Annotated in this window: 14 protein-coding genes; 8 read left to right on the forward strand and 6 right to left on the reverse strand. The window is 63.9% G+C overall.

The window, feature by feature from the left end; genetic code table 11:
* Nucleotides 1-33 precede the first annotated feature (33 nt).
* Genes P7C00_RS01445 through P7C00_RS01455 form a run of 3 tightly spaced genes read left to right on the forward strand, consistent with a single transcriptional unit; the run spans nt 34 to nt 4,153 of the window.
* Nucleotides 34-1,410, forward strand: a complete 1,377-nt coding sequence (locus P7C00_RS01445) for a cytochrome C (protein WP_346634052.1) — start codon at nt 34-36, stop codon at nt 1,408-1,410.
* On the forward strand, nt 1,407-1,919 hold the full coding sequence (locus P7C00_RS01450) for a sorbitol dehydrogenase (RefSeq protein ID WP_346634053.1): 513 nt from the start codon (nt 1,407-1,409) through the stop codon (nt 1,917-1,919). Before P7C00_RS01445 ends, P7C00_RS01450 begins: the two co-directional genes overlap by 4 nt.
* Complete coding sequence (locus P7C00_RS01455; protein WP_404938023.1) at nt 1,916-4,153, forward strand: GMC family oxidoreductase; 2,238 nt, start codon at nt 1,916-1,918, stop codon at nt 4,151-4,153. Before P7C00_RS01450 ends, P7C00_RS01455 begins: the two co-directional genes overlap by 4 nt.
* A gap of 44 nt (nt 4,154-4,197) precedes the next feature.
* Here the strand turns inward: P7C00_RS01455 and P7C00_RS01460 are convergent, their stop codons facing one another.
* Complete coding sequence (locus P7C00_RS01460; protein ID WP_346634055.1) at nt 4,198-4,722, reverse strand: Mpo1-like protein; 525 nt, start codon at nt 4,720-4,722, stop codon at nt 4,198-4,200.
* Between the two features lie 102 nt (nt 4,723-4,824).
* Here P7C00_RS01460 and P7C00_RS01465 point away from each other — a divergent pair, with 102 nt between their 5' ends.
* A complete protein-coding gene (locus tag P7C00_RS01465; protein WP_346634056.1) occupies nt 4,825-5,514 on the forward strand; it encodes a Crp/Fnr family transcriptional regulator in 690 nt (229 codons plus the stop codon).
* Nucleotides 5,515-5,661: 147 nt separating this feature from the next.
* Here the strand turns inward: P7C00_RS01465 and uraH are convergent, their stop codons facing one another.
* Together uraH and P7C00_RS01475 are read right to left on the reverse strand one after the other, a co-directional pair.
* Nucleotides 5,662-6,072, reverse strand: a complete 411-nt coding sequence (uraH, locus tag P7C00_RS01470; RefSeq protein ID WP_346634057.1) for a hydroxyisourate hydrolase — start codon at nt 6,070-6,072, stop codon at nt 5,662-5,664.
* Nucleotides 6,073-6,120: 48 nt separating this feature from the next.
* On the reverse strand, nt 6,121-6,612 hold the full coding sequence (locus tag P7C00_RS01475; RefSeq protein WP_346634058.1) for a heme-binding protein: 492 nt from the start codon (nt 6,610-6,612) through the stop codon (nt 6,121-6,123).
* Nucleotides 6,613-6,747: 135 nt separating this feature from the next.
* Between P7C00_RS01475 and P7C00_RS01480 the strand changes: the two genes are divergently transcribed.
* Nucleotides 6,748-7,428, forward strand: coding sequence for a heavy metal response regulator transcription factor (locus P7C00_RS01480; protein WP_110722539.1), 681 nt, complete (start codon nt 6,748-6,750; stop codon nt 7,426-7,428).
* On the forward strand, nt 7,415-8,803 hold the full coding sequence (locus P7C00_RS01485; RefSeq protein WP_346634059.1) for a heavy metal sensor histidine kinase: 1,389 nt from the start codon (nt 7,415-7,417) through the stop codon (nt 8,801-8,803). The genes P7C00_RS01480 and P7C00_RS01485 overlap by 14 nt, the downstream gene beginning before the upstream one ends.
* Nucleotides 8,804-8,814: 11 nt before the next feature.
* On the opposite strand, the gene P7C00_RS01490 is transcribed toward P7C00_RS01485, so the two are convergent.
* The 3 genes from P7C00_RS01490 to P7C00_RS01500 form a co-directional block, all read right to left on the reverse strand.
* On the reverse strand, nt 8,815-10,035 hold the full coding sequence (locus P7C00_RS01490; RefSeq protein ID WP_346634060.1) for a type II toxin-antitoxin system HipA family toxin: 1,221 nt from the start codon (nt 10,033-10,035) through the stop codon (nt 8,815-8,817).
* A complete protein-coding gene (locus P7C00_RS01495) occupies nt 10,028-10,276 on the reverse strand; it encodes a helix-turn-helix transcriptional regulator (protein ID WP_346634061.1) in 249 nt (82 codons plus the stop codon). The genes P7C00_RS01490 and P7C00_RS01495 overlap by 8 nt, the downstream gene beginning before the upstream one ends.
* Before the next feature lie 154 nt (nt 10,277-10,430).
* A complete protein-coding gene (locus P7C00_RS01500; RefSeq protein ID WP_346634062.1) occupies nt 10,431-11,435 on the reverse strand; it encodes an AraC family transcriptional regulator in 1,005 nt (334 codons plus the stop codon).
* A gap of 99 nt (nt 11,436-11,534) precedes the next feature.
* On the opposite strand from P7C00_RS01500, the gene P7C00_RS01505 reads away from it, so the two are divergent.
* Nucleotides 11,535-12,608, forward strand: coding sequence for a fatty acid desaturase (locus tag P7C00_RS01505; protein WP_404938024.1), 1,074 nt, complete (start codon nt 11,535-11,537; stop codon nt 12,606-12,608).
* A gap of 112 nt (nt 12,609-12,720) precedes the next feature.
* Complete coding sequence (locus P7C00_RS01510) at nt 12,721-13,167, forward strand: hypothetical protein (RefSeq protein ID WP_346634064.1); 447 nt, start codon at nt 12,721-12,723, stop codon at nt 13,165-13,167.
* The last annotated feature ends 78 nt before the right edge of the window (nt 13,168-13,245 follow it).

Raw genomic sequence — 13,245 nt, forward strand, 5'->3', positions numbered from 1 at the left:
TCTCCTGGCCAGCCTGATGCCAAGGAGACAAGCATGAAAAAGGAAGTCTATCGGCCCGGTCCGAGGTTCGGTTGTGCACTATGCGGTGCACTGCTCAGCCCTTTGGCCCTGGCGCTCGCGCCACCTGACCTGTCCTCGCGCATACCCTACGACGTCGCAGTGACCGCCCCTCCCGCACCGACCCTGGAAAGCCTGCAGCGGGATTTTGACGTGCTGTCCTGGCAGACCTTCATCGCCCTCAACTGGCCGGCCCAGGAAGACGGCAGTCCCGGCACTGGCCCCATCGGCAAGGAGGACGGCCCCACCGTCTGGGAAGGCTGGAAAGAGAGCTATCAGATCTTCCGGGCCAAGGGCGAGAAGCCCTTGGCCTGGGATGCCCCGGCGATCCTTCCCAAGCCCTGTGAGGGGCTCAAGTCCGGGCGCCTGCTGCAACAGATGGGCAAGGTCGCGGGTGTCCTCGACGAATTCATCCAGCCGTTCCAGAGCGGCCCGTTGGTGGACCAGAGCGGCACCTACACCCGCAACGAAATCGTGGTCAACCGGCCGATGTTCAACGATATCGTCGACAAGGGCCTGTACAGCGTCCAGGGCCAGCAGGCGTATTTCGCCGCCAGTCCGAACAACCGCGTGGCCTTCAGTTGCAGCTCCAGTCCCCACCAGAAGCTCGGCGCAATCATGGTCAAGGCCTCGTGGAAGGTGCTGGACGGCAACGACCAGCGCAGCCGCTTCCATACGGTGGACGCCCTGGTCTATACCCCCGGCAACAGCGATCCGACCCATGGGCCCATCGTGGAAGAGTCGTGCAAGGCCGAGTCGGTAGGACTGGTGGGTCTGCACATCGTGCACAAGACCGCGCTGGCGCCGCAGTGGGTCTGGTCGACCTTCGAACACGTGGACAACGTGCCGGAAAAAACCACCCCACCGGAGCAGCGCAAAGGTCCGTACCTGTTCTACAACGCTGCCAGCCCGGCCAAGGTCAACGAGCCGCCGCCCCGGCCCTGGAACCCGGCGGTCAAGGCCACGCCGTCGCAGATCGTCCGCGACATCCCGCTGACCGAGGCCGCCAAGGCGCTGAACAGCACCTACCAGGCGCTGCTGCGCACGGCCAATCCTCAGAGTGTCTGGGCCAACTACCAGATGATCGACACTCAATGGCCCGCCGATCCGGCCCCCGACTGCGAGACGCCGTCGCCGACCAATCCCCTGGGCAGCCCGGCCCCGACCTTCCTCGCCAACGCCACCCTGGAAACCTTTATCCAGGGCACGGTGCCCCAGGCGTCCTCCAGTTGCATGGACTGCCACAACAACGCGACGACCCGGGTCACCCAGAACCCCCGCACCACTTTCGCCGACTTCACCTATCTGCTGGAGCGTGCCCAATCCACTGGCGCCGCAGGGAGCAAACCATGAGCACCGAGCGTGAGAACTTTGTCGGCCTGTCCTCGGCGTTGCTGGGGATCGGCACGGCCTTGCTGGCGCCGTCGATCGACCCCATCGACCTGCCCAGCCAGTTTCTGGCCTATATCCGCCCGAAGATGACCGAGGCCCAACTCAATGACCTGCTGAGCCAATACGCCGGCCTGGTGGCCGACCAGCAGAGCCCGGAACAGATCGCCCGGGCGTTGCTGATGAGCAACGGCCAGCCGGCGGCCACACCTGCGGCCAAGGCCTGTCGTTCGATCATGAAAATGTGGCTGCTGGGGGTCTGGTACCAGCCTTATGACGCCAGCAGCTTCAAGGCCGGGCAACAGTGGGTCGTGTCCGACCTGGCGTACCAGCAAAGCTGGGCCTGGAAGGCCGCCCAGGCCCATCCCATGGGCTACAGCCAGTTTCATTTCGGCTACTGGAACGAGACGCCGCCGAGCCTGGAGGCCTTTACCGGTGTGCCCGCCAAGGGGCAGCAAGGAGCTTCGTCATGAGCACAGAACAAGCGGATGTGGTGATAGTCGGCGCCGGCCTGGCCGGCAGCATCATCGCCTATCAACTGGGTCTGGCCGGGATCAAGGTCCTGGTGCTGGAGTCCGGGCCGAGCATTCCGGCCAATCGCACGCAATACATGGAGCGCTTCTACAACGCCACCCTGAAGACCCCGGAGTCGCCCTATCCTCCGGCCAGCAACCTGCAGCCGCAGCTTTATCCGGAACTGCAGCCGGCCCAGCAGAATGCGCCACGGCCGACCATTGCCGACCTGATCAACGGCTGGCAGAACCCACAGACCAGTTACCTGGTGCAGAAAGGCCCGCTGGCCTTCACCAGCACCTATGAGCGTGTGGGCGGCGGCACCACCTGGCACTGGGTCGCCACCTGCCTGCGCATGCTGCCCAATGACTTTCGCCTCAAGTCGCTGTACGGCGTCGGGGTCGACTGGCCCATCGGCTATCAGGATCTGCAAAGCGCCTACTGCCGCGCCGAGGCGGAGATCGGCGTGGCGGCGGATGTGGGTGACCAGGACTACCTGGGCATGACCTTTCCCGAGGACTACCAATTCCCCATGCACAGCATTCCTCTGTCCCTGGTGGACGAGCGTTTCGTCAAGGCGCTCAAGGGCCATTCGTTCGCCGGCATGCCGCTGCTGGTGAGCCCGACGCCGGCCGGGCGCAACTCCGAGCCCTACGCCGGGCGCCGGGTCTGTGCGGGCAATACCAACTGCACGCCGATCTGCCCGATCCAGGCCAAGTACGACGCCACGGTGACCCTGAACAAGGCCTTGGAGACCGGCAATGTTCGGGTGCTGTACAAGAGCGTGGCGAGCAAGGTCCGGGTCGATGGCAAGTCCAGCATCAGCGGTATCGAGTTCATCCAGTACCAGCTGGGGGACGGCCCGCCCACCGTCAATGGCGTGGCCCTCGGGCAGCACTATGTGATCGCCGCCCACGCCATCGAGACCCCCAAGCTGTTGCTCAACTCAGCCTGTCCCGAGGCACCCAATGGCGTGGCCAACAGCAGTGGCCAGGTCGGGCGCAGCCTGTCGGACCACCCGATCTACCTGGCTTGGGGGCTGATGCCGCCGGGGCAGACGGTGTTCCCTTATCGTGGGCCGGTGTCCACGGCGGGCATCGAGAGCCTGCGCGATGGGGCCTTTCGCAGCCGCCGGGCGGCCTGGCGCATTGAGATTGGCAACGAGGGCCTGAACTGGCCGATCGGCGATCCCTACACCACGGTGTGCGACCTGATCGACGGCCAGAACAACAGCCACACCAACCCGTTGCCGGGGGACAAGCATGATCCCCAGGCGTTGTTTGGAGCGGACCTGATCCGTGCCCTCAACGACCGCCTGATCCGCCAGTTCCGCATTGCCTTCCTGGTGGAACAGGTGGAGAAGGATCCGGATCACGCCGACTGCTACATCCTGCCTTCCACCGAGTACAAGGACCGCCTGGGTATCCCTCGTCCGGAGATTCACTACGACCTGTCGGACTACACCAAGGAGGGTTTCAAGCAGGCCCGGCAGGCCGCCACCTACATCATCACCGAGCTGCTGGGGGCTACCGAACTCACCGATCTCAAACCGACACGGGAGAAGAACCCCGGGTTCTTCATCTACGATGAAGAGCCCTACAGCTTCCAGGGGGCCGGGCACCTGATGGGCACTTATCGCATGGGCACCGACCGCAAGTATTCGGTGGTGGACAAGCATCAGCGCAGTTGGGACCACCCCAATCTGTTCCTGGTGGGAGACGGGGTATTTCCCAGCAGCGGCACGTCCAATCCGAGCCTGACCATCGCCGCGCTGTCGTTCCAGGCCGCCGACGTGCTCGCCAACGAGCTCAAGGCCAGTACGCTGACGGTCCAGGCCAATCAGCCTTGGCAAGGCACCGGGGTGCAACTCAATGGGATCAGTGCGCAGCGGGTGCGCTACGTCAGTGGGCACTGGTCCGCCAGTCCGGCGGGGGGCATGGTGGACGGCCAGGGTAATCCGGCCTACATCGCCAAGTCCGGCTATACCTTGCCGGGGGCCAGTGAGGGGGCACTGATCGGCCGCGTCGGGAGCGCAGGCACGCCCTTTCTGATCGGCGATCTGGCGCAGATTCCGGCGGGCCAGCGCGGAGAGTTGCAGCTGTGCATCAATGACGACCTGGACGGACGTTACGGTGTCGGCCTGCAGGACAACCAGGGCGCACTGACGGTGCGAGTGGAGTTTGGCGGTTTGTGACCCGTCCTGGCCGGGCGTGCAGTCGGCACGCCCGGCCGGGGACTTCAGATCATGGCTTTTTTCTGGCGCAGGGCCACGGGACCCGAACGCTGCTCGATGGCCTGTTTCAAGTCATGGCGCAGCCCCAGCAGGAACGCCAGTTCGGCCACCACGAACAGTGGGCCGACGATCAGGCCCGACAGATCATCGACAAAGGCCGGCTTGCGACCCTCGTAGTAATGGCCGATGAACTGGATCACCCAGCCGATCACGAACAGGCCCAGGCCGCTGCTCAACCAGAGTCCGGTGCTTTGCGCTGCAAGCGCCTGCCCGGCCCAGACCGACAGGCCCATCAGCACACTCATCAACACCCCCAGGCGCAACTCCAGGCGCAGGTAGAACACGGCCGAGGCCAGGGCCAGCAGCACGGCCGGCGACACCACCATCCCCGCCAGTGGCCAGGTGGGCCGGGACAGCAGCACCGCCACTGCCACCACGATCATGGGAATGCCGATAAAGTGGCTGGCGATATTGCGCGGGTCGCGGTGGTAGGCGGCGTATTGACTGAGATGATCAACGAGGCTTTTCATTGTTGTTCCTCCGTTAGGGTGGCTGGATCATGCCCGGCCACCGATCACGGCACTGTCAGCTAGGCGACAATCACGCCGATGCCTTGAGGAAAAGACCTGTTCATGGACATGCAGCAGTGGCGTGAATGCCTGATGACCGGCCAGTGGTTCAGCCACCTGCCGGATTCCTTACAGAATAGTTTGCTCGCCGGTGCCCGCCTGCGCCGCTTGGCGCCGGGGCAATGCCTGTTCCTGCGGGGTGATCCGCCTTGCGGTTTGTACGCGGTGCTGGAAGGGACGGTACGGGTGGGAGCGGTCAGCGAACAGGGCAAGGAAGCCTTGCTCAGCCTGATGCAAGCGCCCCACTGGTTTGGCGAGATCTGCCTGTTCGACGGCCAGCCGCGCACCCACGATGCCTATGCCGAGGGTGCTTGCACCTTGCTTCAGGTGCCGCAGTCGACCTTGTTGCAACTGCTGGAGCAACAGCCGCAGTACTGGCGCCAGTTTGCCCTGTTGATGAGCCACAAACTGCGCCTGGCCTTCATCAACCTGGAACAGCTGAGCCTGATGCCGGCGCCGGCCCGTGTGGCCAGTCGCCTGCTGGCGATCGCTGCCGGCTATGGCGAAGTGGCCCAGCGCCGCAACCTGCTGCAACTGCCCCAGGAGCAACTGGCGCTGATGCTTTCGCTCTCGCGCCAGACCACCAACCAGATCCTCAAGGACCTGCAGAACCAGGGCATCCTGCGCCTGAGTTATGGCGAGATCGAAATCCTCGACACCGACCGCCTGCGCGCCCTCGCTGGCCCCCCGTAGGCGCGGGCTTGCCAGCGAAGGGGCCCTCAAGACCGCCCTCGCCGGCAAGCCGGCTCCTACAAAATCCCCCGCGATGTCTCTGCCTACCGTAGGAGCTGGCTTGCCAGCGAAGAGGCCCTCAAGACCGCCTTCGCCGGCAGTCAGCTCCTACGAACCACGATAGGTCGAGAATCCATACGGGCTGAGCAACAACGGAATGTGGTAATGCTGCTCGGTCTGCTTGACCTCGAAGATCACCGGAATTTCCGGAAAGAAGGTCTCGCGCTTGGCCTGCTTGAAGTATTCACCGGTCTTGAACACCACCCGATATTCGCCAGCAGTCAGGGCCTGGCCCGCGGGAAACAGCTCGCTGATCCGCCCCTGCTCGTTGGTCACACCGCTGGACAAGGCTTTCCAGTCCTGGCCCACATGCTGCTCCAGGGTCACCTTGACCCCCGGCGAGGGCAAACCGTTCTCCAGGTTGAGCACGTGCACGCTCAAGGGATTGCCCGCCGCCAAGGCCAGGCTCGACAGACCGCAGAGGCCGACAGCGGCCAGGCCATTACGCAAAAAGTTCATGAAAGACTCCTCAGTGCATTGATCAAAAAAACAACAACCCGGCGCGCCTCACAGTGCGGCACGCAAACCGACTTTCTGCGCCGCCTTGAGCGCACATTCCTCGTCCTGCGCGGCCCCCCCGGCACCGGCAATCCCTATCGCGCCCACCAGCTCCTGGCCGGCGAACAACGGAATGCCGCCACCGAGCAACAACAGCTCCGGCAAGGTATTGAGATTGGCCGCGTCGGGGTTATTGCGCGCCCGTTCGGCGAACAGCCGGCTCGGGGTCTTGGTGGACAGCGCGGTATAGGCCTTGCGCTGGCTGGCGACGGTGTTGTGCGGGCCTACGCCATCGCTGCGCAAGGTCACCAGCAGGTTGCCGCCTCGGTCCAGGACCGACACCACGGCCGTGCACTGGGCCAGACTGGCGTCTGCCAACTGACGGGCGGTGGCCAGGTCCAGCTCGGTGTGACGGGGCAGTTCCAGGGCGGCCAGGGCGTTGCCGGCAAGGCCCAGACCAAGGCCCAGACCAAGACTTAGAACAAGGGTTTTGCAGATCATGGGAAGGCTCCGTAAAGACAGGCCGCCACCTTAGCCAGCCGTCCTCGTCAGAACCTCGTCAGTTGGATTACAAGTTTGTAATGGGCAAGCGCGCCACAGGCGCCTAGCCTGTGCCGATCATTCCCGAGGTGCACCATGCGTTTGCTGGTAGTTGAAGACGAAGCCAAAACCGCGAATTTCCTTGCCAAGGGGCTCGGAGAGTCCGGATTCGCCGTGGACGTGGCCCTGAACGGCCTGGACGGGCGCTATTTCATCGAGCAGCAGGAATACGACCTGATCATCCTCGACGTGATGCTCCCCGGCCTCAACGGTTGGCAGTTGCTGCAGTTGATCCGCCAGCGCGGCGCCACCCCGGTGCTGTTCCTCACTGCCAAGGACGCCATCGAAGACCGGGTCCGTGGCCTGGAGCTGGGCGCCGACGACTACCTGCTCAAGCCCTTCGCCTTTGCCGAGCTGCTGGCTCGGGTCCGCACCCTGCTGCGCCGCGGACCGCTGCGTGAAGCCGAATCCTTCAGCATCGCTGACCTGGAGATCGACGTGCTGCGCCGTCGCGTCAGTCGCGGCGGCCAGCGCATCGCCCTGACCAACAAGGAATTCGCCCTGCTGCACCTGTTGGCCAGCCGCCAGGGTGAAGTGCTGTCGCGGACCCTGATCGCTTCCCAGGTGTGGAACCTGAATTTCGACAGCGACACCAACATGGTGGAAGTTGCGGTGCGGCGCCTGCGGGCCAAGGTCGACGATCCCTACATGCCCAAGCTGATCCACACCGTGCGTGGCGTCGGTTACCAGCTGGAAGCCCCGGATGCAGCGCTCTAGTTCCATTGCCTGGCGGTTGGCCCTGTCGTTTGCCGCCGTCTGCGCCCTGGTGCTCAGTGGCATCGGGGTGTTTCTCTACCGCTCCCTGGCCGGGGAGATCGCCTACCGTGACGATCTCGCCCTGATGGGCCGTCTGGAACAGGTACGCGCCTTGCTCCAGGACAGTGACAGCCTCGATGCCCTGCAAGCCCGGCCGCGGCTGTACCAGAACATGCTGGGCAATCAGCAGAGCCTGTTGCTGGTGCTGCGGGCCGATGGCTCGACAGTGATCGGCATCAATCCCCGACAACAGCACTTGCCCGAGTTGAGGCCGATTGCCCAGGAGCTGCGTCCGCAACGCGGGGATGTCAGCCTCTGGGCGGGCACCGATGAGGTCCCGGTGGCCCTGATCGCGGGCCAGGCCAGCGGTCCCAAGGGCGAGGCCCTGACCGTGGTGGCCGGCAAGATCCTCAGCGAGCGTGAGCAGATACTCGCCAGTTACCGCCTGCGCTTGTACCTGGCCGTGGGGCTGGGGGCGGTGCTGGCGTTTGCCCTGGGGCTGCTGTTGTTGCGTCGCGGTTTGCTACCCCTGCGCCAGCTCAGCGAATCGGTACGCCAGATCGACCTGCGCAGTCTTGACCGACGCTTGCACACCACCGGCATCCCCGCCGAGTTCCATGAGCCGGTGCAGGCCCTGAATGCCATGCTGGCGCGCCTGGAAGAGAGCTTTCAGCGCCTGTCACAATTCTCCGCGGACCTCGCTCACGAGATTCGTACCCCCTTGCACAACCTGCTGGGCAGCAATGGCCTGGCCCTGAACCAGCCCCGCAGCGCAGCGGAATACCAGGAAGTGCTGGCCTCGAACATGGAAGAATTCGAACGGCTCACGCGCATGGCCCAGAACCTGTTGTTCCTGGCCCGTGCCGAACAGGCCGAGCAGGTGCTGGATCTGCGCCCGCTATCGCTGGCCGGGGTTGGCGCCGAGTTGTGCGACTACTTCGAAGCCCTGGCCGATGACCGACAGATCCGCCTGGAGAACGGCTTTTCCGGTGAACTGCGGGCCGACCAGCAACTGCTGCAACGGGCCCTGGGCAACCTGCTGGCCAATGCCGTGCGGCATGCTGATGCGGATTCTGTGATCCATCTGCGCCGTCGCAACGAACCGGGCTGGTGCTGGCTGCAGGTACACAACCAGGGCCCGGCGATTGCCCCTGAGCATCTGCCCCGGTTGTTCGACCGCTTCTACCGGGTCGATCCGTCCCGGGCCGAACCGGGAGATTCCGGCGGCCTGGGTTTGGCGATCGTGCGCTCGATCATGCTGCTGCATGGCGGCCAGGTGCGGGTGACCAGTGAGGCCCGGGCAACGGTGTTCGAACTGGGTTTCCCCGTTCTTTAACGGTGACCGGATCAGCTCCTCAGACTGCGTGCCACACCGGTTTTCCAGGCCGCGCTCATGGCCTCGGCCATGCCCTTGAACGCGGGATGGGCAGCGCTATAGACCTGCATCTCGCCCATCGCCTGTGCCATGCCGTGCTCGACCTGTTGCAACAGTTCATGGCTGCGACCTTCGCTGAGGTTGCAGGCCGTGCGGGCGAAGCGCAGCAGCGCCTTGCGTTTGGGCCAGGCCTTGGAGCCTCCCAGCAATAGCGCCAGGCTGTCCGCCTTGATGTAGACCGAGGTGGTGACCAGATCAAAGGCCGGGGCCAGACTGACGGGTGCATCCACATCCGTGTCGGGGTACAGCACGCCGAAGTTCTTCAGATGAGCATCGCCATTTCTCAGTCCGGCCGACAACGCCACGATCTTGAAGAACGACTCCAGGGCCTGGTTCAGTAGAGGGGGTGAGACAAAGGCCTTGATCTGTTTCGCCGCGCCTTCGTAGGAGCCGTCGTACTTGGCTTTTGCCGGCCAGGCGTTGAGCACGCAGAAATCCTCGAAACCCAGGTAGCCCTGGGCGCTCAGGTCGAAACGTTTGACCACCAGGAACTGGCCATTCTGGCTGAGCTCGATCTGCGGTACTTGCAGGCCGGCATGCAGCGCCGCACGCATGCAGAAGAATTCGTTGGCGGCCAGGTGCGGGTATTGATCCGCGCGAAAAGCCTTCACCAAATGAGTGGCGCCGCGATGGGTCAGGCGTTCGACGCTGTTGGTGCTGTCGCGGATCAGGACTTTGGGCTGCACCCCGGAAACGCCTGAGTACTGGCCATAGGTCGCCAATAGATCCTCGAACAGGCCCTCGGCACCGTCATGCACCAACAGGTCCTCCAGGCTGGTTTCCGGCAGGGGGACCTGGGGTGATTGTGCTGTGCTGATGGCCACCCGGCCCAGTTGGTGCGGCCCCACGATCGATAGCAGGGCGAAGTCATCGAAACCCCGCACCGCCTTGCTGAAACGGCGCAGTAGTTCATCACGCAGCGAGCCTTCCGGCAGGTGCATATCGAACACCGGTGGCAGGCCCCGGTCCCAGTCATAGCTCGCCAGGCGTGGCGGCATGGTCAGGGAGATCGCGTCGCGGGGCGAGGTGCTTGCACTGTAGGTGAACACCGAATCCGCCTGAGCCTGACCACGGCCGAGGGTGCCCACCATCGTGTTGGCCACACGGATGTGCAGCCGCTGTTCCTCAGTCATGGAAATGCGCCTGTTTCAGGCCGTCCAGGGTCGGGCGTTGCCGAGGGCGGGGCACGGCGCTGAGCTCGTAGCCAAAACCATTGAGAATGGCTTCGACCTTGCGCAGGCCGATTTCCGTAATGGTGTTGTTTTCAATCCCCGAGATGGTGGCGCGGCTCATGCCGTACTGCTCTGCCAACGCTTGCTGCGAAAGTTTTCGCTCTTTGCGCAGGGTTCGGATCAGTTGTCCAAGGCTTTCCATGGGCGCTATTCCGCATCATATACAGTGCATTTTTAATAAAAATTCTCTAATGCATCATATTTGATGCATTTTTAGTGTAGGCCAGGTGGGCTTTTCGCGACGACTTTTGTGGGGGGACATTTTCATCGGCCGCTTCGACTGCCGGCGCAGGGGCTCAACGCATCCCATCCCGGAACTGCCCCGGGGTCATTCCGGTCCAGCGCTTGAATGCCCGACTGAAGCTGCTGGCGTCGGCAAAGCCCAGCAGGTAGCTGATCTCGCTCAGGGAGCATTCCAGGTCCCGCAGGTGCAGCAGGGCGAGGTTCTCCCGGCATTCATTGAGCAGGGTGTCGAAACGCGTGCCTTCATCTGCCAGGTGCCGTTGCAGGCTGCGCAAACTCAGGTGCAGGGCCTGGGCCACCCGTTCCGCGGAGGGTTCGCCTTCCGGCAATTGGGCTTCGATCACTCCGCGGACCTTGCGCTCCCAGGTCAGGGGGCGCAGTTGCAACAGGGTGCGCTTGAGCACGGCTTCGTTGTGCTCGGCCAGTTCCGGGTTGGCGTCGTCCAGATGGCTGTCGAAATCATGCAGGCCGAATTCCAGGCAGTCGTCGGCCGCGGCAAATTGCACCGGGCAACGAAACACCTTGTGCCATTGGCTGGGGTCCTCCGGGGCGGGGCGCCGCAGTTGCACGGCGAGTGGCGCGTAGTCGCGACCCAGGCGGTTGCGGCAGGTGCGCACGTAGATCGCGGCAAAGGCGTCGATGGCCTCGAAGGCCGGTTGCGGCGAGCCTTCCGGCACCTTGAGGAAGAACCGGTAGCGGTCCGCTTCCCGGGTCAGGGCCAGTTCCAGGGCGTCGCTGACCACCTGGTGATAACGCACGATGCGCTCGAAGACTTCCCGCAGGCTGCCGCTGGCCACCAGGGCGTAGCCCAGGGCATGGAAGGTGGTGGGGCTGACAAAACGCGAGACTCGCAGGCCAATGGCCGGATCGCCGCTGGCCTTGACTGCGAGATGCCACAGGCGGGTGGTGGCCGACAGCGGGTAGCGGGCGTTGGGGTCGTCCATCAATTGCGGGTCGAGTCCGGCCTCGCGGCACAGCGCGCCGCTGTCGAGGTCGAGGGCGTCCAGTTGCTTGCGCAAGGCGCGGGTCCAGCTGGCAAGGGAAGTGGCTTCGGTCATGCGATTGGCGCGTCCGGTCAACAGGTTGGCGTTTACGGCTAGCGCCCGGAGCCGGGGCCCGGGGCAGGATGCACACATCACTGATCAGAGGATGGAATCATGCAAGGTACTTGCGCAAGCCCCGAACGGATGAACGCACAACAGCGAGCCGCGCATATCCGCCAGGTAGTCTTGGCCCGGGGCGATGAATTGCGCCAGCGCTTCCCCGTGTTGCGGCATCAGGACGCCCTGGGCGCTGGGGTTCTGGTATTTGCCCTGTCCGGGATGCTGGGGGTAGCGGCGCTCTATGTCGGCGGTTACCTGGCCGGTTGGGCCTGCCTGCTGCTCAATGCCTTTTTCGCCTCGCTGACCCACGAGCTGGAACACGACCTGATCCACAGCATGTACTTCCGCAAGCAGCGCCTGCCCCACAACCTGATGCTGGCGCTGGTCTGGCTGGCGCGGCCGAGCACCATCAACCCCTGGGTGCGGCGTCATCTGCACCTGAATCACCACAAGGTGTCGGGCAGCGAAACCGATATCGAGGAGCGCGCCATCACCAACGGCGAGCCCTGGGGCATCGCCCGGCTGCTGATGGTGGGGGACAACATGATGGCGGCTTTCATCCGCCTGCTGCGGGCGCCGGGGGCCAAGCGCAAGCTGGGCATCCTCAGCCGTACCCTGGCGGTGTACGCGCCGCTGGCATTGCTGCATTGGGGCGCCTGGTATGTGTTCCTCAGCTTCCACGGGGCCAATGGCGTCGCCGCGTTGCTCGGCAGCCCGATCCAGTGGTCACAAGACACCTTGGCGCTGATGCACTACATCGATATCGCCGTGGTGGTGATCATCGGTCCCAACGTGCTGCGCACCTTCTGCCTGCATTTCGTCAGCTCCAACATGCACTACTACGGCGATATCGAACCGGGCAACGTGATCCAGCAGACCCAGGTGCTCAACCCCTGGTGGATGTGGCCGCTGCAGGCCTTCTGCTGCAACTTCGGCAGCACCCACGGCATCCATCATTTCGTGGTCAAGGAACCCTTCTACATTCGCCAGCTGACGGCATCGGTGGCACACAAAGTGATGGCCGAGATGGGGGTGCGCTTCAATGATTTTGGCACCTTTGCCCGGGCCAACCGTTTTACCCGTGAGGAGCAGGCGGCGCCGCAAACGGCGCATAAGGCCCGGGCCTGAGTGGGCATACCCTCTTCTGGTTAAATATCCAAGGATCGATAACGTTAAGCCAAGGTAACGTGGCGCCGGGAACAGACCAGTGCCCGAGGATGGGCATCGACAGGGAGAGGGTATGAACAGTGCGGTAAGGCTATTGATTGCCGGTGCCTTGATGAGTGTGGGCAGCCTGTCGCTGGCCGACTCGGTGGCAACTGGCAGCGACGAGGCGCTGGCGCTGAGTATCTTGAAGCATCTGGAAGTGAACGGCTTTCGCAATTCCTTAAGGCCGAGGCACTACCCGGACGGCACCACGCTGGGCCAGACGCCCTATCGGGTCTACGAGAAGGATGCAGGCGCCGAGGGCAGCTACAGCGCGGTGGATGAAGAACAAAGCTGGATCTACAGCGTCAGGGTGATGGAGCGGGGGAGCCAGGGCATCACCATCTGTTTTGTCGACCAGAACCTGCACGGCAGCTACTTGTTCGCTTCGCCGTTGCTGGTCAAGAAAAACCGGGCGGGGCATTACGTCGTGGTCAAGGAGCTGCCGACAACCCCGGCCTGCGCCATCACCCGAGGCTGAGGCCTGCGTCATGGCGCAGCCCGCTCCTCCACAAGCGGGCTCCTCCAGGTGCCGGTTCATAGACAAGCCGGTTCCCAC

This window comes from Pseudomonas sp. JDS08PS003 (assembly GCF_045013505.1).
In the GTDB taxonomy this organism is placed as follows: Bacteria; Pseudomonadota; Gammaproteobacteria; order Pseudomonadales; family Pseudomonadaceae; genus Aquipseudomonas; species Aquipseudomonas protegens_B.

Excerpts from the sequence above, each read along its gene's own strand:
- P7C00_RS01445 (WP_346634052.1), top strand. The coding sequence starts at position 34 with ATGAAAAAGGAAGTCTATCGGCCCGGTCCGAGGTTCGGTTGTGCACTA.
- P7C00_RS01450 (WP_346634053.1), top strand. The coding sequence starts at position 1,407 with ATGAGCACCGAGCGTGAGAACTTTGTCGGCCTGTCCTCGGCGTTGCTG.
- P7C00_RS01455 (WP_404938023.1), top strand. The coding sequence starts at position 1,916 with ATGAGCACAGAACAAGCGGATGTGGTGATAGTCGGCGCCGGCCTGGCC.
- P7C00_RS01460 (WP_346634055.1), bottom strand. The coding sequence starts at position 4,722 with ATGAAAAGCCTCGTTGATCATCTCAGTCAATACGCCGCCTACCACCGC.
- P7C00_RS01465 (WP_346634056.1), top strand. The coding sequence starts at position 4,825 with ATGGACATGCAGCAGTGGCGTGAATGCCTGATGACCGGCCAGTGGTTC.
- uraH (WP_346634057.1), bottom strand. The coding sequence starts at position 6,072 with ATGAACTTTTTGCGTAATGGCCTGGCCGCTGTCGGCCTCTGCGGTCTG.
- P7C00_RS01475 (WP_346634058.1), bottom strand. The coding sequence starts at position 6,612 with ATGATCTGCAAAACCCTTGTTCTAAGTCTTGGTCTGGGCCTTGGTCTG.
- P7C00_RS01480 (WP_110722539.1), top strand. The coding sequence starts at position 6,748 with ATGCGTTTGCTGGTAGTTGAAGACGAAGCCAAAACCGCGAATTTCCTT.
- P7C00_RS01485 (WP_346634059.1), top strand. The coding sequence starts at position 7,415 with ATGCAGCGCTCTAGTTCCATTGCCTGGCGGTTGGCCCTGTCGTTTGCC.
- P7C00_RS01490 (WP_346634060.1), bottom strand. The coding sequence starts at position 10,035 with ATGACTGAGGAACAGCGGCTGCACATCCGTGTGGCCAACACGATGGTG.
- P7C00_RS01495 (WP_346634061.1), bottom strand. The coding sequence starts at position 10,276 with ATGGAAAGCCTTGGACAACTGATCCGAACCCTGCGCAAAGAGCGAAAA.
- P7C00_RS01500 (WP_346634062.1), bottom strand. The coding sequence starts at position 11,435 with ATGACCGAAGCCACTTCCCTTGCCAGCTGGACCCGCGCCTTGCGCAAG.
- P7C00_RS01505 (WP_404938024.1), top strand. The coding sequence starts at position 11,535 with ATGCAAGGTACTTGCGCAAGCCCCGAACGGATGAACGCACAACAGCGA.
- P7C00_RS01510 (WP_346634064.1), top strand. The coding sequence starts at position 12,721 with ATGAACAGTGCGGTAAGGCTATTGATTGCCGGTGCCTTGATGAGTGTG.